Genomic DNA, 21,937 nt, shown 5'->3' with positions numbered 1-21,937 from the left:
AATACCAATTTTCAGGAACCTGAAATTCAACTATGAGAAAATCATTTCTTATTGCATCCCTCTTCTTTATATCTCATGCCGTATCGGCACAGGCAGTTTTAAAAGATCTTTTAACTGAAAACCTGAAAAACCCTATCTGTATAGATGTACGGGCCCCTCGTTTTAGCTGGCAGCTTTCAGAAAAGGATAACAAACCTGTAATGCAGCAGGCTTATGAAGTACAGGTTGATTCTGTTGCATTTACCGGTAATAATACCAATTCGTTATGGTCAAGCGGAAAAATAAAGTCCGATCAGTCAGTCTATATCCCCTACCTCGGAAAACCGCTGTTATCCGGGCACAGGTATTTTTGGCGGGTACGGATTTGGGATATTAAGGGAACCTGTTCAGGCTGGAGCGAACAGGCGTTTTGGAAAATGGGATTAATATCGTCTTCCGATTGGCATGCCCAATGGGTTGGGGCGGCCTCCAATGATACCGTTAATGCCCCTGCCCCTTTGCTCAGGACCAATTTCATATTAAATAAAAAAGTACGGGAAGCTACCGCTTATATAACTGCGCACGGATTTTATGAAGCACAGCTAAACGGGCATAAAATTGGTGATGCTTTTCTTACACCCGGGTGGACAAGTTATAACAAAAGACTGCAATACCAGGCTTATGATGTTACTGCATTATTGGCAGAGGGAGAAAACGCCGTTGGCGTTACACTTGGCAGCGGCTGGTACCGGAGTCCGCTGGGCCCTTATAATCCAAGGGCTAATTTCTATGGGGATAGGACAGCCCTCTTAATGGAGATCAGGATCACCTACACAGATGGATCAGAAAAGATCATATCAACAGACAGAAGCTGGAAATCATCCACAGGAGCCTTGCAATTTGCCGAAATCTACAATGGATGTATTATTGATACCAGGTTGGAAAAATCAGGATGGGCTAAACCTGATTTTGACGACCATGACTGGCATGCAGTACGCATAATGCCTTATGCTAAAAATACCCTTATAGCTACATATAATGAGCCTGTTAAACAACATGAAGTGTTTAAGCCGTTAAAAATCATAACCACCCCACACGGAGAAAAAGTTATTGATTTTGGCCAAAATCTTGTAGGCTGGGTGAAAGTCACATTAAAGGGTCACAGGGGGGATTCTGTTAAAATTGCCCATGCAGAAGTGTTGGATAAAGCAGGCGAATTTTATACAGAAAACTTACGCGCGGCAAAGGCCGAGAATATCTACATATTAAAAGATACTGCCAAACGTACCTTCGAACCGCAATTTAGCTGGCAGGGGTTCAGATATATTAAAGTTAGCGGTATTAAAGGCCCATTAAACCCGGAAGACTTTACAGCTGTGGCTATCTATTCAGATATGAAAGCTACCGGAAGTTTTTCCTGCTCTAATCCGCTGCTCAATCAATTACAGCATAATATTCAATGGGGACAAAAAGGGAACTTTTTGGATGTTCCGACAGATTGCCCGCAGCGTGATGAACGTTTAGGCTGGACAGGTGATGCGCAGGTATTTTCACGTACAGCTGCCTTTAACATGGATGTTCATAATTTCTTTAGCAAATGGCTAAAGGATGTAGCTGCCGATCAGTATGCAAGCGGCAGCATCCCCTATGTGATTCCGGATGTATTTACAAACGGCAACAATGAGGTTGGTGGTAGCTCTGGATGGGGAGATGTTGCAACCATTATTCCATGGAATATGTATTATGCTTACGGCGACAAAAAGATATTGGAAAACCAGTTTCAAAGTATGAAAGCCTGGGTTAATTATATCCAAAAACAAACCAGGAACGGGTTGTGGGTTACAGGCAACCACTTTGGCGACTGGCTATTTTACAGTGTCAATAACGACAGGGACGGCACATCTGCAATCACCAATAAGTACCTGATAGCCCAGTGTTTTTATGCCTATTCAACCCAGATACTGATCAATAGCGCTAAAGTGTTAAATAAAAAGGCCGAAGAGGAATATTATACAAAGCTATTACTCAAAATAAAGCAGGCATTTGTAAACGAATACGTTACTGCAAACGGACTGATCTCGTCAGATACACAAACAGCATATGTATTAGCGCTTGAGTTTGATATGCTGCCCGTAAAATTAAGAAAGCAGGCTGCGGCACGGCTTGTAAAAAACATTGGGCTATACCAGGATCATTTAACAACTGGCTTTTTGGGTACCCCCTATCTTTGTGATGCATTAAGCAAGTTTGGCTATGCTGATGTTGCCTATAAGCTGTTATTGCAGGATACTTACCCCTCCTGGTTATACCCGATTAAACAGGGAGCTACCACTATTTGGGAAAGATGGGATGGTATTAAAACAGATGGCAGTTTCGAAGAATCGTCCATGAACTCTTACAATCATTATGCTTACGGCGCAATTGGCGATTGGATGTACCGGTATATAGCCGGTATAACACCAGCCGCACCCGGTTATAAAAAAATAATAATCAAACCGGTAATTGGCGGCGGCCTTTCGTGGGCCGAAGGGAAATATGATTGTCCTTATGGAAATATCTCCACCAAATGGGAAATCACAGGTAAAAAATTGAATATGACCGTCACCATTCCGCAAAACACAACGGCCGATATTTTTGTGCCCGATTTTGAGGGAAAAAATTATAAAAAGTACACTATCGGCGCGGGTACTTACCACTATAGCAGGTAACAAGGGTTTATCTTTATAGATTGTTGTACTCCGGCCATATATACTGTTGAAGTAAATCTGCGCGTTGAACTATTTAGAAAAATCATATATTCGGTTAAAATCAGATATAATTGAACTTATGGCTTTTAATACGGAGATCCTGATCAGATTTTTACTGGCCTTATTATGGGGCGGGCTTGTAGGTGCAGAAAGGGAGTATCATGGTAAAGCTGCCGGTTTCCGCACTACCATTATGATATCCTTTGGGGCCTGTTTTTTTACATTGATGTCAATGGCTATCGGCGCACCTAACAATGCCGACAGGATAGCCTCAAACGTTGTTACCGGGATCGGCTTCCTCGGTGCCGGGGTTATTTTCAGAGGCGAGAACCGGGTGAATGGTATTACTACAGCCGCCACTATCTGGGCAGTTGCCGCAGTGGGCATGGGCATAGGCGCAGGCTTCTATTTAGCAGCCGGATGTGCCAGTGTGATGATCCTGTTTATACTCTCTGTTCTTCCTTTTTTACAGAAGAAGATTGACTATTATAACCAATCTAAAACATTTTATATCAAATGTCTCATCTCGGCAAATGGCATCATGCTGTGTGAAAATATGATGAAAGCCCATAGGCTGAAATTCAAGATGGTGAAAAGAGTGAAAGATGGTGAATACATATTTTTAACATGGCAGCTCCAGGGGCGTTCAGCAAAAATGGATCTGTTCATCAATTCAGTTATTGATATTCCCTTTATTGAACACTTTGAGTATTCATGATACAATCCCCAATCACTGTTACCCCGAAAAAGGTATTTTTGTAAAACATGGAAACTTCAGCAAGCCGGCATATCCTCGAAATTATCACACATATTAATTCCGTAAACGGAAACATCCCCCTGCACCGCAGGGAGTCTAAAAAAAGCTACACATTTTCCGGACTTCCTTTCAACAGGCAACTGGCTATCTGGGATCACATCTGGCTTACAGAAAATAACTTCAGGCTTCGGCTGCATGCTTTTTTCTTCCTGGAAAGACATCTTAAACAGGAAGAAGAACTCCGGGAAATGTGGCCGGTGATTGTGTGCTGGCAGGACCAGATAGATGACTGGGGGCTTTGTGACGCACTGGCTAAAATTTATACTAAAATATTGGAGGTTATGCCTGATAAGGTTTATGCCCAATTGCAGCATTGGAATTCCGACCCTAATCTCTGGAAAAGAAGACAATCCCTGGTATCATTGTTATATTATAGCAGGACAAAAAAACAATATTTAACCTTCACGCAGATCAGCAGCCTGATCACGCCTCTATTACCGGATAAAGAATATTACGTTCAAAAAGGACTGGGCTGGACCTTACGCGAATTGCATAATGTATATCCTGCACAGGCTTTGACCTATCTCGAACAGCACCTCAAACAGGTTAGTAGCATTGCCTTTACCATCGCCATCGAAAAAATGGACACCGCTCAAAAAAACAGGTTAAAGGCCTTACGGAAGTAAACGGGGGATTATCTGACAAGCATTTTGTCTAAAATATTTTATTATTTTGCTGCTATGGAACCAATACTCCTATCCGCACCGCAAGCCCGTAAAATCATCCTGCATGCAGCCGGACTGGCCGGGAACGCACAGTTCGGAACCGGTCGTGAGGCCGTTTACCGTTTGATAGATCAGCTTGGTTTTGTACAGCTCGACACGAATTACGTAGTGGAGCGGGCACACCATCATGTCATGGCCGCGCGTATTCCGGATTATGAGCCCGGCTGGCTGGCAGAACTTACAGAGGAGGGCCGGCTCTTTGAATATTTTACTTCCGATGCGGGTTATCTCCCGATGCATGATTTTCGTTTTTCACTCCCTGTTAAGCATGCCTTTGCAACACAGCGAAAGCTGCCAACCAGGCAGGAAATCAATTTAATGAAGCAGGTGCTTGACCGCGTAGGACGCGAAGGCCCGCTAATGGTTGGTGATTTTGAGAACGACCGGCTGGAAGCCAGCTCTGGCTGGTGGGATTGGCGACCTGCTAAAGTAGCCCTTGAACGATTATACCTGGATGGTGAACTGATGATCACCCGCACCAAAGGTTTTCATAAGGTGTATGATTTGCCCACAAACATGATACCCGAGGGTACCGACCTCACAGTACCCACAGCAGAGGAATACGCACGTTTTGTAATAAGGCGCACGCTTGGCGCACTGGGCATTGCCTATGCTAAAGAGATGGCCTGGCGGGCCCGTTATGTAAAAGGCAACCTGGTTAAACAGGAACTGGCAAAAATGGCAGCCGAAGGCGAATTGTTGATAGTCCAGATAGAAGGATTAAAAAGCGCCCCGCTTTATATGCTACCCAACCAACCGACAGCTATCAAGTTATCAGGAGAGGCGTTCATCCTTTCACCTTTTGATATCCTGAATGTGTTCCGTCACCGTTTAAAAGATTTTTTCGATTTTGATTACCAGATAGAATGTTTTGCACCGGCTGCCAAACGGAAGTACGGATATTTCAGCCTGCCGGTGCTTGTGGGTGATACCTTTGTTGCACGGATGGATGCCAAAGCCGACCGGAAACAAAAGCTACTGATAGTTCATAACCTGCACTTTGAGGACATAGATTTGGACGAAGCCGCGATAGCAAAAATCATAACGGCGCTGAAAGCATTCGTGCAGTTTAACCAATGCCGGGACATTGAATTTAAAAAATCGAATAACCAGGTTTACCTGGAGGCTATTTCACGCGGTTTCAAGTAAAACCCAGAAATCCTTCCTTCCAGATTTGAATGATGTTGCTTCATAGGTGACCAAACATTCATTGACGACGTAAATTGACGAAATAAAGTAAGCAAGAAAACCTGGCAGAATAAACATACATCTATATATCAACAACTTATATCGCGACACATTAATATTAGCTTACTGTAACAGGTGCATTTCTTTTGGTACTGAAATAGCAAATGATCATACCTGCCCCAGGCAAGATAACTACAGTTAAACCGAAGCTTTTGGCCAGCAAGGCCCCCGTCAAACAGCCTAACAGGAAGCCACCGATAGTTAAACTTTGCTTTTTAAGGCTTTGTACGGATATGAGATCCTTAAAGGCTGAACCGATGGAGCTGCCAAGATCGAGCGATGCCTGGGTTACATTGCCCGTCATCATGGTTGTTGGGCCATAGGTTTCTTTAGCGTATAGCTTGCCAAATGCATTTTGCAGCCCCATGCCAAATACCACCATCATAACAATCACATAAGTTTCCCAGGTAAGCCCGGGGCTATGTACAAACAGTTCTGAAATAATGCCGCTCAATAAAAGCACAATACCTTCGGCCAGTAGTATTTTATACCGGTTAACAGATCTTGCTGCTATCTGCCCTCCAATAATCACTGATATAATAAATACAGGGAAAGTAAGGAGCTTGATCCAGGCCTCCGGGTCGGATCCCTTGATGACCTGGTAAGCAAACACGATAAAGTTACCGGTTACGTGGGCAGAGAAAATAGAGCCTGCAGATACAAAAGTGACGGTATCGCAATAACCTGCTACCGCAGATAACATGAGGGTTACAAACCAGATGCTTTTTTGATTTTCCATGGTTATTATCTTAAATGTGACCGCAGCATCCAGGCCATTTTTTCATGCGTTTCCATTAATCCGGTAACATAATCGCTCGTACCTAAATCTTTCAGGTCGTTTGCAAAAATATTGATATTCTCTCTTAAATGAATGATCAGGCTTTCATGGTCGTTCAGTAATTCTGCTATAAAACCCGTGCCGTCATTTTTGTTATGCAGCACTTCGGATAAGTGGGTGAGCTCCAAAAAACTTTTCAATGTAGCAGGTGCATAATGCCCGAGCGACCTGATGCGTTCTGCAACGCTGTCTATGATCTCGTCCAATTGTTCATACTGGCTTTCAAAGAAAAGATGCTTACTGTGAAAGTCAGGGCCCTCCACATTCCAATGGGCATTCCTGGTTTTGGTGTAAAGCACATACTCATCTGCAAGAATTTTGTTTAAAGCGTGGGCTACCCCGCCAAGGTTTTCTTTTGATATTCCGATTTTTGGTTCCATTGTCAGAGATATTTAAATGTTAAAAAAGTGATTGAAAAGGTAGTTATCGATCGAGATACTGCCCGGGCCGGTTGCAAGCAACAGCAGAAAACAGATGGTGTACATAAAGGGAACATCCCTGACTTCGACCGGGTCGTTTTTATGCACCACAAAGTACCCCACTGCCGTAATGCCGATTGTTGGCAGCACTGCCAGGCGGGTAAACACACCCAGTATTACCAGCACCGGCACTACGGTATCTGAAAGTGTGGCTATCATGTTATTTATAAATTGTGGTAAACCAAGCGGATTGGGCACTACTTCGGGTTTACCATCATTCCCCCTGAATTTTTTCATCCCGTGCACACGGAAAAGTTCGATAGCCAGCAGGATCCGGAAGGCAAACATAGCCCAGTTACCCAGGGCTGAACCTAAATCTGAATAAAGTAGCTGTTTAATAATATCGTTCATAATTTTTATGATTTAAAATGCGAAACATGAACAACCTAAAGTCCCCCAAAAGGCTGTATAATCATTAACAGGTACCTTGCTCAGGCGTGCATCGTTATGGTTATGGCCATGTACATTACAGCTGCCTATGCATGAATGCACTGCGGTAGCAATCTGCAGCTGCAGTATCGCATCATCCGATTTGCGTTTTTCGGCTTTAGCCTGTTTGGAATTAGCCGGGGCTAAATGATTGCTCCCCGGGAAATAGCCATTGTAAATTTGAGTTGGCGACCAATCGGGCAAGATGGGTACAGGCGGCGGGTTATGTGGGGCGAATGCACCTTTGGCATAAACTACTTTGCCTCCTAATATGGTCAGGTCTGCTTCGATAGATTTTATTTCGTCCTCATCAACGGTAAAATAATCACGGTCGAGTACCACAAGATCGGCCAGTTGACCGGTTTTTATACTTCCCTTTTTTTGCTGCTCATTGCTAAACCAGGCACTGCCACGGGTGTAAAGCTCAAGTGCGGTTTCGCGGCTCAGTTTGTTATCGCCATATAAAGAGGCCCCGCCTACCGTTTTGCCCGATGTGAGCCAATACAATGCCAGCCAGGGATTATAGCTCGATACCCGGGTAGCGTCGGTTCCGCCGCCAACAGGCACTCCCATTTCCAGCATCTTTTTTACCGGCGGGGTTTGCGAGGCCGCGATTTTGCCGTAACGATCTGAAAAGTATTCGCCCTGAAAAGCCATCCTGTCCTGAATGGCTATGCCTCCGCCAAGGGCCTTAACCCGTTCTATATTTTTTTCATGAATGGTTTCGGCATGATCAAAGATCCATGGCAACCCATCAAATGGCATATCGCGGTTTACCTTTTCAAACACATTTAAAAAGCGCGTGATGCTTTCGTTATAAGTAGCATGCAGGCGGAAAGGCCAGCGGTTTTCAACCAGCAGGCGAACTACACGCTCCAGCTCATCCTCCATTTGTTCGGGCAGTTCGTGACGGGGCTGTAAAAAGTCTTCAAAATCTGCAGCGGAAAATACCAGCATTTCACCCGCACCATTATGGCGAAACATCTCATCGCCCTGGTATAGTTTTACGCTTTTTGTCCAGTTTTCAAAATCTTCTTCCTCGTGTTTGGGGCGTTGGGTAAACAAATTATAGGCTATCCTAACAGTTAATTTGTCTTCGTCATTTAATTCCTGCACCACCTTATAATCATCCGGAAAATTCTGGAAACCGCCTCCTGCATCAATTACACTGGTTATACCAAAGCGGTTCATTTCGCGCATATAATGGCGGGTGGAGTTAACCTGGTGCTCATAGGATAATTTAGGCCCTTTAGCCAGTGTGGAATACAGGATCATGGCATTGGGTGTAGCCAGGATAAGGCCGGTTGGCTCTCCCTGTGAATTTCTTTCAATATGCCCTCCGGGCGGCGCAGGGGTATCTTTGGTATAGCCAACAGCCTTTAGTGCAGCCCGGTTCATAAAAGCCCGGTCATACAAATGCATGATAAACACAGGGGTATCCGGTGATATTGCGTTGATCTCGGCCAGTGTAGGCATCCGTCTTTCAGCAAACTGAAATTCGGACCAGCCGCCTATTACGCGCACCCATTGGGGCGATGGTGTACGGTCTACCTGTTCTTTGAGCATCCGCAACGCATCAGCTAATGAGGGTACACCATCCCAGCGCAATTCCAGGTTATAATTAAGCCCGCCGCGGATCAGGTGCGTGTGCGAATCATTGATACCAGGTATAACCCTTTTCTTTTGAAGGTCGATAACAGTTGTGCTATCACCGGCATATTTTAATATCGGAGCGTCATCGCCTACAGCAATGATCTTCCCATCTTGTATCGCCACGGCTGTCGCTGCGGGTACCTCGGCATCAACGGTATGGATTTTACCGTTAAACAATACCATATCTGCTTTTTTCATAACCGGCTGTATTATTTTCTGCTTGATAAATAGGTTTTAATGGCATCGCCCGAAGGAGTAAAAAATGCCTGCCCTGCCAACAGGGTAACTTTTGTTAAAGGTTTGTGGGTAGTCACTTTCTTATTCACCAGGTATTGCTCTGTTTCGTATGCTTCCAATGCGCCCTTTACCACGTTAACGGCAACAGTACCGGTAGGTGAATCTATACCGCCATCTTTAAGATCACTGGCATGCGAGTAGCTGCTTACACCTAAACGCAAGGCTTCGCGCATACCAACCCTGCCGATATCGGTCATCAGGTCTGGGGTAAAATCTTTGCGGTTACCTAACCCTATCAATAGTAATTTTTGCGCCGGCATGCTGCCTTTGGGTGGGGTAAGCAGCATGGTTTCTAACCGGTGACCTAAAAATTTCCCGCTCTTACGCAAATCGGTTATCAGGCCTTTTAATGCCTCATCAACATGCAGAAGACCATTAGCCGCAGCCGGAAGTGCCTGCGGGCTGGTAAGATCGCCTTCTTCATATTCAAAAATGCATACGATCTGGAGCGGCGTGGCCTGGCCCGAAGGGCTTTGCACTTTACCTTCTATAGTTATGCCATCTGCCTTGCCCAAAACGGCAGTCGTACCAACGGCAGTGAGCTTGGGTTTTGCATCTTGTGCCAGCAAGCTTGTGCTGGCACTTATTAATAGCAATAATGAAGCAATGGACATCCTGATGATTTGTCCAGGCATGTTAAACGGAGTTTTAGTTGATGTTTTCATAATATTATGCATTAAATAGGTGGTTAAAATTTAAAGGTGAACTGAAGGTTATAGAACCAGGAGCCTGCTGTAGGCTGCACTACGTCCTCAATAAAAGCCCCTGTTTTAAAATATTGAACGCCGCTGCTCAGCATGAAAAACTTGCTGAATTTGTATTCGGCGCTTGCGAGGTATGTGGTGCCAATGTATTTTTGTGTGGAGCTTGCCCCCGGCAGGTTAAAGTTGCCGCTGGGCCGGTATAAACCATCCTGGGTAGAATAGCGCCAGTTAAATACTACATCGGCCTGGATATCACATTGGTCAGTAAGGCTGTAAGTTGCGTAAGGGTGCAGGTCGATTAAGTTGGCCGGCCCTATAAGCGGATTAAACCCAAAGTATCCTCCCTTTGGATAAAGCGGATTGAAGGTTTGCAGGTTTCCATCCCCTTTCTTCTTATCGCCTGAGATGTAGTCATTTCTGAGATTGATACTTGGCTTACCCTTCATCTTATCGAAAACATAGCCAAGATCTATAGCGGCTGTCCAGGCATTGATATTACCTTTCCCAAACGTACCAAACTGGTACGCGCCTTCAAGGTTATAAATGAACCCGCCCCCATTTTTCCAGTACCGGGTGGCAATGGTATGCCTTGTTTCGTTAGCTATGCCCTCCTCATACGCTTTATCGTTATTTTTTGTACCCAGGTAGTAAAAATCAAAATTGCCGCCCTTTGGAATGATGAGCGTTGAATACGCACCCCAGAGATTTACCTGGTGGGTAGGCTTATTATCAAATACGCCGGGATAAACGTTATCTGCCATCATAGCAAACCCATCTACAGTGAAACGTTTAGATTTATACATAGCCTTGGCGCCGGTAAAATACAAACGTACGTTAGTACCTTCCCTAACGGAGATTAACCTGCCCGTACCGTAATTAAGTTCCTGTCTGCCCGCCCTTACGGATAAACTTTGATCATCTTTTTGCCACACTTTTAGTTCGGCAAAAAGGTCCTGCACGTTCAGCTTATCTTCATCAACCGGGGCCGGGCCATATTTGCTTCCGTTTTCAAGTGCGCTGTTAACCTGCGCAAATATCCTTAAGCGGCTGCCCAACTGTAAATTTGTATTTAAAGAGTAACGCTGTAAAAAGCTATAGTTGTAACCCTGTCCTGCTATCCAGTTCTCATCCATCTTACCGGCGTATTCATAGCGGATTTCGCCTCCAAAGGAAAGATAAACGCTGCGGTTTGCTGATAACCCAATGTACTTTATCTTATTATAAATTTTACAGGAAGTATCCGATTTAAAAGCACTGTAATCCTCATCATAGCGCATCAGTTTAAATGACTGCGCCAAGGCCGCCTGCAGGCCAAACGAGCATAATACACATGACAATAAGATTATTTTATTCACGGAAAATGGTAGTATAAAGGGTTAGTACAGAAATCGCAGCGTTATTATTTAGTGTGCCATCATCCGGTGGGCATACTGAATGCCGATACCATATGCGCCGCCATATTTTTTCATCAGGTTGGTTACGGCAACATAAGTTTCCTGGCGTGCCCAGTCACGTTGAAGCTCCAGCAGGTATTGAATGGATGTCATTGGTTTAACACCCGAATGTACCATACGCTGCACCGCGCGCTCATGGGCCTCTGGACTCACATCGCCACAGGCATCGGTAATGGCATACACTTCGTACCCCTCACTCAGTGCAGATAAAGCCGGGCCTACAATGCAAACGCCTGTCCATAAACCGGCTAAAACAATTTTCTTTTTGCCCGTACCGGTTATGGCTTTATATGCAGCTTCATCCTCCCAGGTGTTCATAGATGTTCTGTCTATGTAACCTGATGTTGCCTGCGGATAGAACTCTTCTATTTCCGGGAACACCGGCCCGCTGAACGACTCTTCGGCTACAGTAGTAACGATCGTAGCAACGTTAAAAATTTTAGATGCCCCGGAAATAATTGCCGTATTTGTACGCAATTCGCTTAAAGGGATGCTTTTGGTGGCAAAGGCCATTTGCCCTTCAAAATCAATCATAACCAATACATGGTTGTCAGGAGTTAATAGATCTGGTGATGGTTTCATAAAAATAAAATTTTTAAACCCTATAACCCATGAACAATGCCAATATTATAAACAACTGATATACAATAAATTAAATCAAGTTAATTAATTGTATAAATGATGATATTTCGTAAATTAACGATTTTCAACTGAGCAGGGTGCGAAAAAGATAATTGGAAAGCGGTTTCTAAATTTCTGCACAAAAACCTCCTCAAACCTTGACGCCAGATCAATGCTAATGAAAAAGCCCTTACAACGGGCTTCCGTCAGATCAACCAAACACTTGATGAAGCGTTACAAGAAGAAAAAAAGCAATCGCTTTTCGATCTCATGCGTCGGATTAGCGAAATCATATCGAAAAGCGGTGACCAAAAACCGCAGTTTCTTTTCTGGGGAAAGACCAACCCGCAGGATATTATATTGGATCGCAATTCTTTCTAATATTCCGGACATGTTTTTCTTTATAACCAGCAGGATTAACCCGAAAGCGTTAATCACCGTTTTGTTTTATTCAAAAACTCTTCAATCATCGGGATAACAAAACTGGCTTCTTTGGAACCTGACTTCAAGGTTGTGATTTCTCCGATATACTCGCCGTGACCACCCGGAATGATCGCAAGTTCGGAGCCGGCTATCTGCCGTTGCATCTCAATAGCGTGCTCTGGTTTGATCACATCCCGGTCGCCAATGATGATGAGCGCAGGAGCTTTTATCGACCTGATCTCTTCATCCGGTATATCCTTGAAGTTCAGCATTCTTGCTGCATCCTTATCGTGCATGACCTGTAAGCCACCGGGATTGGCTGAAACTTTTAAATAAGCTTCTTTAAGCTCTTCCGGCATGTTTGCAAGTTTAGCTGCTTTCATAAAGCCCCAGAATTGTTCAGGTACACCGCTGCGCTTGCACAGCGCAGAGCCCAGGATAAGCTTATCAACGATTTCAGGATGGCGGATAGCGATCTGGACAGCACTTGTACCTCCGTTGCTAAAGCCAAAAAAGCTGGCTTTGGGAATGTGCAGATTTTTAAGCAGCGCGGCAACATCATCCGCGTCCTGTTCAAAAGATTCCGGGGCATCCCGGTCGCCGCTGCGCCCATGTGCCTGCAGGTCCATAGCAATCACCCGGTACTTTTTGGCCAGCATCGGGATAACCCGCCCGAACGTGGTTTCAATGGTTGAACCGCCGCCGTGGATCAGAACGAGGGGCTGCCCCTGCCCATAGATCTCATAATACATTTGAATCCCGTTCACAGCGGAGTAGCCATGTAGCGGGCCCGGTGCGGGCTGATTATCCATTCTAAATGATGAAAATAACAGCAGTGTGAAAATAGCGTATAAAATTGTCTTTTTCATAGCAGGAATTAATTAGCGTTAAGCAGGATTTGCATTTTGTTAAGTATTTGCAACCAGCTTGGATAGGCGCCGGTTTTTGCAGCCAGTTCCTGGGAAACCGTTTGCCTTAACTGCATCCTTGTTTTCCCGTTCTCTTTAGCGAAGGTCACCGTCACCAGTGTTTCTCCCGGCCAGTCAGGGTCCATGCCAATTTCGGTTGGGTCTATTGGTTTACCATATTCATCGGCGTTGATCAGGCTGAACACGATTTTAGTATAAGGCGAAACCTCATGATAAGTACCTATGGCCCAGCAATCTCCGTATTGTGGATTGGATATACAGGAGTGGAAACTCCCGCCTGTGATAACGTTAATGCTTTTAAAATGAACGGTGCAGCCATCGGGCGCGTACCATTTCATCAGCTGCTCAGGATCAGTCCAGGCATTAAACACTTTTTCAGGACTGGCATTGAAGATTTGTTCAATAAACACGTCCTTATTACTGACACGGTTTTCCATGTGTTTTTCGCTTTTTTAATTTTCAGATCATTTCAGTTCATTTCCCCGCTGATGATTATCCTCCAGGAATTTTTCCAGTTGTTTAAAACGTTGGCCCCACAGTTTTTTAGATTCGCTTACCCAGTTGCTCACCTCATCCAGCTGCTCCATCCGCGCCTCACAAACCTGTTCCCGGCCTTTTTGAGTAACCGTGATCATACCGCATTCATGAAGCACCTTAATATGCTTGGCAATGGCCTGTCTGCTGACTTCAAAATCCGCTATAATACCCGCGAGGTTTTGAGGGCCCTGCGACAACTTCTGTATAATCATTCTCCTGGTAGGGTCCGCGATCGCCTGAAAAACATCCCTTCTTTCTATCATAATACAACCAAATGGTTGCCAAATATAAACACAACCATTTGGTTGTACAAATTATTAAAAAATAAATTTGCGTAACTCATAAGTTACCTATATATTTGAGTAACCTAAAAGTTACCCATTATGGCAAAAGTTATTAAACACCAGTATTTCTTCGCCCATCCCGCCGAGGCTGTTTGGGAATACCTGACCAGTTCCGAACTCATGGCCCAATGGCTCATGAAAAATGATTTTCAGCCTGTTTTGGGGCATGAATTTCAGTTCCGGACCGGCGCGAAAGCCGCGTTGAATTTTGACGGCATCTTTTACTGCAAGGTGCTGAACATCGAACCTTTAAAAACATTAAGCTATTCCTGGAACTGCGGCCCCGGAGATGGAAAGATCACACTGGAATCAGTCGTGACCTGGCAGCTGGAACCCAGGGAGCACGGCACAGAAATATTCCTGGAACACCGCGGCTTTAACCAGGAAGAGAACCTGGAGATGTATCACGCCCTGATGCACGGCTGGCAGGAAAAATTCCAGAATATCGAAAAACTTTTAAATCCCGAAGCACATGGCCATACCAACGCTTGATACATTCCAGGTGATTGGGGACCCGAGCCGGCGGAAGATGCTCATGCTCCTTTCAGAAGACAGCCTGACCATCAACAGCCTGGCAGACAATTTTGACATGAGCCGCCCCGCTGTTTCCAAGCACATAAAAATACTGGAAACAGCCGGGTTCATTTCCATACAGGATATGGGCCGCGAACGCTACTGCACACTAAAACAGGACGGCTTCAAAGAGTTACAGGCCTGGCTCTCCTACTTCGATCAGTTCTGGGCATCGAAACTGAAAAAACTGGAGACCTTGTTAAATAACAAATTACCAAACTAAATATTAACCACATCATGATGAACACACAAGATTTTACCGCTACAATGGTCGCAGACCAAAGCCCGGAAGAAGTATTTAATGCCATCAATGACATCCGCGCCTGGTGGTCGGAAGATTTCAAAGGTCACTCAGAAAAACTAAACGATGAATTTGAAGTCCGCTTTGCAGACATGCATTACTCTAAACAGAAATTAACCGAGGTAATTCCGAACGAAAAGATAGTATGGCTGGTTACCGACAGTTATTTAAGTTTCCTTGACAACAAAACCGAATGGACAGGCACCCGTATTAGCTTTGAGATCAGTAAAAAAGAGGGTAAAACACAAATCGCTTTTACCCACATCGGATTAGTCCCGGAAAGCGAATGTTATCAGGATTGCTTTAAAGGCTGGAACTATTTTCTGCAGCATAGCCTGTTAAACCTGATCACTACCGGCAAAGGCCAGCCACACCGCCTGGATGATGTTATGGTGAAAACCGAAGTATAATCAGTGGGTCATAACAGCTCGTGCGCCCCTGCTCACCTGTATAATTTGATCAAACGGGCTATTTCATCATGCCCTTTCTTTTCGGCCCAGGCCAGGGGTGCAGACCAGTCCGCCCCGGCCAGGTTCGGATCGGCGCCCTGTTTTAATAAATATTCCACCATCGGAAGATGTCCCCAGCGCGCCGCCAAACCAAGCGGCGTGCTTTGGTATTCTTCTTCAATAGCATTAATCTCCGCACCGTATTTCAATAACAGTTCTGCTTTGGTCAGATCACCTTTCTGCGCCATATCGTGCAAAATAGTGACATGGTGCCAGCTCATTGTATTCGGGTTCATCCCCTTTTCCATCATATAAGTCGCGCCATCCAGCCGTTCAAAATAATAGAATTGTACCCATTTCAGGATCTCCGGTACTTTCGCGCCATAAAACAGCAGCAGGTCTGCCATTGCACGCTGGTTTTTCTTGGCCGCGAAGAGCAGGATACCCTCGCCCCAGAAATAAGTCTCATCTTTGGCAAATTCAGGGTGCTCTTTTAAGATCAGTTCTGTGGATTCCACATCATTCCGGTCCACCACCTTTTCAAATTCAGCCTGTAAGTTTGTACGCTCAAAAAAAATCCGCCCGTTATCCCCTGAATACCTTTTCCGGGCGGGGTCAGCCGCGTAATCTTTCAATAATATGGCGATCTCATGGTAGCCGCGATCCTCAGCGATGGTATCGAGCGGCTCCCGGAAAGGGTACATTTTGTACCCAGGCTCATGCGCGCCCTGGTTAAGCAAGTAACGGACCAGGTCAGTATGTCCTTCGCGCACCGCGAAATGGATTGGCGGCGTATAATTGTATTGCGCGTAGATCAGTTCGGGACATTCATCCCTCAGTTCCTTTACTTTTTCAAGGTCACCATTCCGGCTGGCCAGCAAAATCTCCCAAACCTTATCGGTTGTCGAAATTACTTGATCAGCTACCTCCATCGGCAGCCCGAGGCTCATTTCGTAGGGTCGTATCATCAGGATGTTTTTTAGGATAAAACAAATATAACTAAACTTAAACCCAACAACCGGGCCCCTGTCTTTAAGCCATGTTGCAACATTTTTTTCAACGAACAGCTGTGTCCATCACATTTTTCGGATGGTTTATCACATTTTACTTTCCGGATAAAAATAGCCTTTGTACCATTGCAGCAGAAACCCACAAATCTATATCTATATCACAAAGCCATGTTAAAACAATTAAGCCTAAAATTCAAAAATGATGCCGCCCGGATCGAATTCTGGATCATGACCGGCTGCATGCTCGCGGCACTGCTCATCTCCATACTGGATCTGGCTCACCAAAACCAAATGAGCACGCAAACACTGATGCCCCTGTTGTTCAGCTACCTCGTAACCTTTACCATATACCTTTTGCTCTGCTTCTACCTCGCGCCTGCTTTTGAAGCGGAAGACCGCGCGGCATTGCGGGGCTCCCTGTTCCTGTTTCTCTTTATGGCCCTTGCCTACCTCGTTGGGATCATCAATATTTATTTTTCGGCCCTGCTCGGCTTGAAACTCCTGTACATCTATTTCAACCGAAACCGGAAAAACAGTGAAAGCAGCTTATATGACGAAGCAGCTTTGCTAACCGCCTCCTGGCTCCTGACCACCGTAGGCCTGCTTTACCTTTCTACCCCACTAATGCTGCGGTTTTACCTCCTGTTTGTAGTGTCGGCCGCGATAGTATTATACTTGTATGCAGTACATGTCATATTACCGGCTATTAAATTAAAGAACAGGAAAACCCTCCGCTATATTTTGCGCATGTTCCTGTTTACGCTGCTGTCCTGCATCGCAGTATGCCTGATCAGCTTATCCTTCAAAGGCAATGACAGGGTGCTCCTGACCCCTACCGCAAATGCGGTGCTGGTGATTGATATGGGCGACGAAGGTAATATCCAGAATTTGGTGATCCTGAATTTCTTTACGCAGTTATTGCTGGTGACGCCCCTGGCCCTCAGTACCTATAAAAGACGTAACGCGAAAAAACAGGAGGAGATCAGCATGCTCAAAACCGAACTGGGCCAGTCAGATGCCAATCTCAATTTCTTAAAATCCCAGATCAACCCGCACTTTTTGTTCAATGCTTTAAACACCCTGTATGGCACAGCCCTTCAGGAACAGGCTGCGCGAACAGGCGAAGGCATTCAGAAATTAGGCGATATGATGCGCTTTATGCTGGAAGAGAACGTCAAGGATAAGATCATGCTCTCACGTGATATCGATTATCTTAACAGCTATATCCTGCTGCAAAAACTACGCAGCGCCACATCGCCCTCTATCACGATAGAAACAGACATTGAAGAATACCAGGGCCCGCTCACCATAACCCCGATGTTGCTGATCCCTTTTGTCGAAAATGCTTTTAAGCACGGCATCAGTCTGCAAAACCCCTCACATATCGAAGTTGCCCTGCAGATTGAAGGGGGCACGCTTTATTTTGATGTGCATAACAGCATCCACAACCACCAAGAGAACGATCCGGAAAAAGGCCGGGGCGGTATCGGGCTGGAAAATGTAAAGCAAAGGCTGAATTTGCTCTATCCCAACAGGCACGAACTCGTTATCCGCGAGAATGCCAGGGAGTTTTTCATCCACCTGACCCTGCAACTGACCATAAATAATTAATTTTAAAGCATGATAGCCATCGCCATAGATGATGAACCCATAGCGCTCGACGTAGTCAGGTCGCATGCCGCTATGGTTCCCTTTATCGAGTTAAGGGAAACCTTCACTAATGCTTTTGAAGCACTAAATTATTTGCAGAAAAACAAAACCGACCTCATCTTCCTTGACATCAAAATGCCCGATATTAGTGGCATTGATTTCCTGAACAGCATCAACAATGCGCCGATGGTAGTTTTCACCACAGCCTATTCCGAACACGCCGTACAAAGCTTTGAGCTGGACGCGGTCGACTACCTGCTCAAACCCTTTTCCCTGCCGCGCTTCCTGAAGGCCTGCAATAAAGTACATGAACTTTATGCCCTGCGCAACAAGCCCGGCGCGAACGATCCTGCCGCATCCATCTTCATCAAGGATGGCTACGAACAGATCAAAGTAAAGCTGGACGACATCCTGTTTATCGAGGCGGCAGGCAATTACGCCAAAATATTCCTGCAGGACAACAGCTCATTAAGTACCAGGATCACCATAACAGATATGCAGCTCATGCTGCCCGCAGGAAAATTCATCCGCAGCCACCGGGCATTTATTGTCGCGCGCGATAAAGTCAGCAAATTCGATAAAACACAGATCAGCATTAACGAGCATATTATTCCCATTGGCGCAACCTATGTAAATAACGTGCAGGGGATTGTTTCCTCTCCCCTGCTGGTGAAGGAAAATAGCCAGCATTCATCACCGACAGGAAAAAATAAGACCTTTTAACAAAAGACAGTGAGTCCCTTTGTTCCGGAAAGCCTTTTTACTTACACCAATCGTTCGGGTTATCTTTTTTGCAAAATACCATGTGATTGCCATAAGGATTAATGCTGTCTTTCTTCCCTGCGCTTTGCTGACGACTGATCTTCCGACTCGCCGCGTTTCCAATAGGATACAACACTATAGCTTTCAGATTTCCATGCCAGTTCATCTCTAAAATAGCTTTTCAGATCTTTCACCGTATTGTATTCTGCCGCTGCAAAAACAAACCTGTTTTCGTCGGGGAGTTCCATGCCCCGAATTATTTTTGCAAGGTCGCTGGTTTGTTCGGGCTGAGGATTATACACCCAACGGATATCTAAGCGCGCGCCGGAGAACAATTTCATTTCGTCTTCTTTTCCCGGAATTTCCATAATTACCTTTGCAGCGACACCGGCCGGCAGTTGTTCCAGCATAGCACCAATCACTGGTAATGCTGTACTATCTCCAATGAACATATATTCATTAGCTTCAGGAAAAAGCGGCCTTCGGCCCTCTTTCATTCCAATAGCGAGACTATCACCCGCGTAAGTGCGGTTAGCCCAGGCCGACGCCGGCCCATTATCACCATGCGCTACAAAATCTATCCACAGCTCTTTTTCAACAAAATCTATGTGCCTTGTTGTATAGGTACGCCTTGTATCATCAGGGAAAAAGATCTTATTATGCGCCCCGATCTGCACATTGCTGAATAGTTCCAATTGCTCATCGGTCATCGCAAATTTAATACGGATATAGTGCGGTGTCAGGAAAGTCTTTTCGCTGACTGTAAAAACAGATTGAACCCCCTTTCTCATAATCTCATCCCTCCTGGCACTAATATGTACTGAGCGGTGATCCATCCGGCTCTCTCACCACGCAACCCCCGGCTACCGCCGGTAACTAAAGATATTTTATTTTTTGACATTTTGTTTTCTTTTGAGATTACAAAAGTCGGAAGGTGTTGCTGCTAAAAAGATAGCAGTAACACGGTGATAATGGGACAATTCATGGTTTTTAACACAAAAAGCCTTTGCTGTGTTATCGGGTTTTCAGTAACTGGAAGCGATCCTTAACGTTTTTGATAACAATGATATTCCCACTACAATCTTGTTATGTAAAATACTGACCGGATGATCAAGCATTAACATATTATTAATCATTTGTTATGCCCCCGCTTGTTATTTGTGTTAACCAATGAAACCTAAGCAAATAAAATCCGGACTGGCGATACTGTTTTGCTGCCTGGTAAGCCTCCTGTTTTGTTTTTTCAGGCCGCCGGATGGCGGATGTAACATTATTCACTGGGCAAAATGGTCGCAGTTCCAGGGATCAACTGCAACCGGAACGATAGATGAAGGCAACGGAAATTCGGTTAACGTATCCATGACTTCAAATTTTGATTTTTCATCAACACCGACCATATACAACTACGGGCTGTTTAGCTATTACCCGGTACCTATTCCCAATGAAACGGTTCCAAAAACAACCTGGGCAGCAGGCGGCGGCGGCTCAACAAACATGACCTTTTCACACCAGGTTACCAACCCGGTCCTGCTCATTGCTTCGCTGGGGCAAACCGGTGAAAAGGTTAAGCTGGAATTCTCCCTGTCCTACGTGGTTTTGTACGACGGCGGCGGGATGACCTTTGATAACAGCAGCTCGATAACCGGAGAGGAAGGTTACGCGATCATCATGTTTCCGGGAGATTTTAAAAATGTAGTCATCTCCTCAACAACGCCCGAAGATTATACCAACATCACCTGGGGGCTGAGCCCGCCTGCTTTTCAGGTTGATATTACCGAAAACACGGCGGCATGCGGCAGTACAACAGTAACGGCTACAGGCGGGCAAAGCTACCATTGGAACGGCGGGGATAATCCGGACAACGCCACGAACACATTTCATGTAAGCGGCAGTTATATTGTGACGGTCAAAAACGCAGACGGGTGTTCAACGTCGGTATCTAAACAAATTGATGTTCATACAACATCCCCGGTCAAAGTTAACGGCAATTTGACCGGTTGTGAAAGCGTAACAGGCACAGCTTTTGCCAAAGATGCCATTAGCTACCGCTGGGACGGAGGAGATACGCCTAATACTGCAGTTAATACCTTTCATACCAGCGGAAGGTATAAAGTAACCGCCACAGATACCTATCACTGCGAGGCATCTCTTTCTGTAGATGTTATCGTAGGTCAAACGGTTACGCCTGCAATAAATATCGCCGCGTCGCCGTCTGGCAGGGTTTGTTCCGGAATCCCGGTAACCTACACTGCCTCGTTTTCAAATGGTGGAGCATCGCCTGTACTTACCTGGTCAAAAAATGGTGCCCCGGTGGCATCGGGCAAAACCTATACCGCGACAGATCTGGCGGACGGAGATCAGATAACATGTGAACTGACCAGCCAGATGTTTTGCGCTATACCTGCCACGACAACAAGCAACACGCTCACTGCTGATATCAGTGAAAGTCCCGTAATTACTTTTCCTCAGAAACCAGTGATCGACGGCCGCACGTCCTTTGTACAGTTAGATCCTGTGGTTACCGGAGATATCATAAGTTACTTATGGACGCCGGCCACTGGTTTAAGCGATCCAAACATCCGGAACCCCACAGTCAGTACCGAAACCACGACAGATTACACCTTAAATGTGGTATCAGCTACAGGATGCCCGGCTATGGCAGTTGTAAAAGTTTTGGTTTTGAAAAGCCTGATCATACCTAACACTTTTACCCCCAACGGAGATGGTATCAATGACACCTGGAATATTATTAACCTTGCCGATTACGCAAATGCGACCATAGATATTTATAATCGGTATGGCATAAATATTTACCATTCCATTGGTTATACAAGGCCCTGGGATGGCGTATATAAAGGCAAAGCTTTACCCACAGGTACATATTATTATGTAATTAACCCAAAAGACAAAGCACATAGCATAAAGAGCGGCTGGGTGGCCATCCTGCGGTAAATACAGGCGGGTAAGG

At 45.3% G+C, this 21,937-nt stretch carries 22 protein-coding genes; 10 read left to right on the top strand and 12 right to left on the bottom strand.

The features are described 5' to 3' along the window. Positions 1–32 precede the first annotated feature (32 nt). The 4 genes from ACFFGT_RS11355 (at position 33) to ACFFGT_RS11340 (ending at position 5,417) form a co-directional block, all read left to right on the top strand. Complete coding sequence (locus tag ACFFGT_RS11355) at positions 33–2,687, top strand: family 78 glycoside hydrolase catalytic domain (RefSeq protein WP_377022647.1); 2,655 nt, start codon at positions 33–35, stop codon at positions 2,685–2,687. A gap of 118 nt (positions 2,688–2,805) precedes the next feature. Continuing rightward, positions 2,806–3,444, top strand: coding sequence for an MgtC/SapB family protein (locus ACFFGT_RS11350; protein WP_377022646.1), 639 nt, complete (start codon positions 2,806–2,808; stop codon positions 3,442–3,444). 47 nt (positions 3,445–3,491) lie between these two features. Beyond that, entirely contained in the window at positions 3,492–4,169 is a 678-nt protein-coding gene (locus tag ACFFGT_RS11345) for a DNA alkylation repair protein (RefSeq protein WP_377022645.1), read from the top strand. A gap of 54 nt (positions 4,170–4,223) precedes the next feature. Beyond that, positions 4,224–5,417 (top strand): winged helix-turn-helix domain-containing protein, encoded by a 1,194-nt coding sequence (locus ACFFGT_RS11340; RefSeq protein WP_377022644.1) that lies wholly within the window; start codon positions 4,224–4,226, stop codon positions 5,415–5,417. A 157-nt stretch (positions 5,418–5,574) separates the two neighbouring features. On the opposite strand, the gene ACFFGT_RS11335 is transcribed toward ACFFGT_RS11340, so the two are convergent. The 10 genes from ACFFGT_RS11335 to ACFFGT_RS11290 all read right to left on the bottom strand — a co-directional run bounded on the left by ACFFGT_RS11335 (position 5,575) and on the right by ACFFGT_RS11290 (position 14,143). After that, positions 5,575–6,255, bottom strand: coding sequence for a YoaK family protein (locus ACFFGT_RS11335; protein ID WP_377022643.1), 681 nt, complete (start codon positions 6,253–6,255; stop codon positions 5,575–5,577). 5 nt (positions 6,256–6,260) lie between these two features. Further along, positions 6,261–6,734, bottom strand: a complete 474-nt coding sequence (locus tag ACFFGT_RS11330) for a Dps family protein (RefSeq protein WP_377022642.1) — start codon at positions 6,732–6,734, stop codon at positions 6,261–6,263. Between the two features lie 12 nt (positions 6,735–6,746). Next, positions 6,747–7,184 (bottom strand): DoxX family protein, encoded by a 438-nt coding sequence (locus ACFFGT_RS11325; RefSeq protein ID WP_377022641.1) that lies wholly within the window; start codon positions 7,182–7,184, stop codon positions 6,747–6,749. Positions 7,185–7,196: 12 nt separating this feature from the next. Beyond that, on the bottom strand, positions 7,197–9,113 hold the full coding sequence (locus ACFFGT_RS11320) for an amidohydrolase (protein WP_377022640.1): 1,917 nt from the start codon (positions 9,111–9,113) through the stop codon (positions 7,197–7,199). An 11-nt stretch (positions 9,114–9,124) separates the two neighbouring features. Further along, a complete protein-coding gene (locus ACFFGT_RS11315) occupies positions 9,125–9,877 on the bottom strand; it encodes a M17 family peptidase N-terminal domain-containing protein (RefSeq protein WP_377022639.1) in 753 nt (250 codons plus the stop codon). Positions 9,878–9,900: 23 nt separating this feature from the next. Further along, a complete protein-coding gene (locus ACFFGT_RS11310; RefSeq protein WP_377022638.1) occupies positions 9,901–11,271 on the bottom strand; it encodes an alginate export family protein in 1,371 nt (456 codons plus the stop codon). 48 nt (positions 11,272–11,319) lie between these two features. Next, complete coding sequence (locus ACFFGT_RS11305) at positions 11,320–11,952, bottom strand: hydrolase (RefSeq protein ID WP_377022637.1); 633 nt, start codon at positions 11,950–11,952, stop codon at positions 11,320–11,322. A 473-nt stretch (positions 11,953–12,425) separates the two neighbouring features. Further along, positions 12,426–13,283, bottom strand: a complete 858-nt coding sequence (locus ACFFGT_RS11300) for an alpha/beta fold hydrolase (protein ID WP_377022636.1) — start codon at positions 13,281–13,283, stop codon at positions 12,426–12,428. An 8-nt stretch (positions 13,284–13,291) separates the two neighbouring features. Further along, positions 13,292–13,780, bottom strand: coding sequence for an SRPBCC family protein (locus ACFFGT_RS11295; RefSeq protein ID WP_377022635.1), 489 nt, complete (start codon positions 13,778–13,780; stop codon positions 13,292–13,294). Between the two features lie 27 nt (positions 13,781–13,807). Beyond that, entirely contained in the window at positions 13,808–14,143 is a 336-nt protein-coding gene (locus tag ACFFGT_RS11290; RefSeq protein ID WP_377022634.1) for an ArsR/SmtB family transcription factor, read from the bottom strand. 120 nt (positions 14,144–14,263) lie between these two features. On the opposite strand from ACFFGT_RS11290, the gene ACFFGT_RS11285 reads away from it, so the two are divergent. Genes ACFFGT_RS11285 through ACFFGT_RS11275 form a run of 3 tightly spaced genes read left to right on the top strand, consistent with a single transcriptional unit; the run spans position 14,264 to position 15,508 of the window. Next, positions 14,264–14,716, top strand: a complete 453-nt coding sequence (locus ACFFGT_RS11285; protein WP_377022633.1) for an SRPBCC family protein — start codon at positions 14,264–14,266, stop codon at positions 14,714–14,716. Next, positions 14,697–15,020 (top strand): ArsR/SmtB family transcription factor, encoded by a 324-nt coding sequence (locus ACFFGT_RS11280; protein WP_377022632.1) that lies wholly within the window; start codon positions 14,697–14,699, stop codon positions 15,018–15,020. Before ACFFGT_RS11285 ends, ACFFGT_RS11280 begins: the two co-directional genes overlap by 20 nt. 14 nt (positions 15,021–15,034) lie before the next feature. After that, positions 15,035–15,508 carry an SRPBCC family protein gene (locus ACFFGT_RS11275; RefSeq protein ID WP_377022631.1) on the top strand — a complete coding sequence of 158 codons (474 nt, stop codon included), beginning with the start codon at positions 15,035–15,037 and terminating at the stop codon, positions 15,506–15,508. A gap of 32 nt (positions 15,509–15,540) precedes the next feature. Here ACFFGT_RS11275 and ACFFGT_RS11270 read toward each other — a convergent pair whose 3' ends face one another. Then, complete coding sequence (locus tag ACFFGT_RS11270) at positions 15,541–16,515, bottom strand: ankyrin repeat domain-containing protein (RefSeq protein WP_377022630.1); 975 nt, start codon at positions 16,513–16,515, stop codon at positions 15,541–15,543. A gap of 210 nt (positions 16,516–16,725) precedes the next feature. Here ACFFGT_RS11270 and ACFFGT_RS11265 point away from each other — a divergent pair, with 210 nt between their 5' ends. Next, positions 16,726–18,168, top strand: coding sequence for a sensor histidine kinase (locus ACFFGT_RS11265; protein WP_377022629.1), 1,443 nt, complete (start codon positions 16,726–16,728; stop codon positions 18,166–18,168). 9 nt (positions 18,169–18,177) lie between these two features. Then, complete coding sequence (locus ACFFGT_RS11260; RefSeq protein WP_377022628.1) at positions 18,178–18,930, top strand: LytR/AlgR family response regulator transcription factor; 753 nt, start codon at positions 18,178–18,180, stop codon at positions 18,928–18,930. A gap of 98 nt (positions 18,931–19,028) precedes the next feature. Here ACFFGT_RS11260 and ACFFGT_RS11255 read toward each other — a convergent pair whose 3' ends face one another. Beyond that, positions 19,029–19,760, bottom strand: a complete 732-nt coding sequence (locus ACFFGT_RS11255) for a siderophore-interacting protein (RefSeq protein WP_377022627.1) — start codon at positions 19,758–19,760, stop codon at positions 19,029–19,031. Positions 19,761–20,139: 379 nt separating this feature from the next. Here ACFFGT_RS11255 and ACFFGT_RS11250 point away from each other — a divergent pair, with 379 nt between their 5' ends. After that, a complete protein-coding gene (locus tag ACFFGT_RS11250; protein ID WP_377022626.1) occupies positions 20,140–21,921 on the top strand; it encodes a T9SS type B sorting domain-containing protein in 1,782 nt (593 codons plus the stop codon). Positions 21,922–21,937: the final 16 nt, after the last annotated feature.

Source organism: Mucilaginibacter angelicae, assembly GCF_042434235.1.
Lineage (GTDB): Bacteria > Bacteroidota > Bacteroidia > Sphingobacteriales > Sphingobacteriaceae > Mucilaginibacter > Mucilaginibacter angelicae.
Note: the sequence above shows the minus strand (reverse complement) of the source record. Positions and strands in the feature narration are given on the sequence as shown.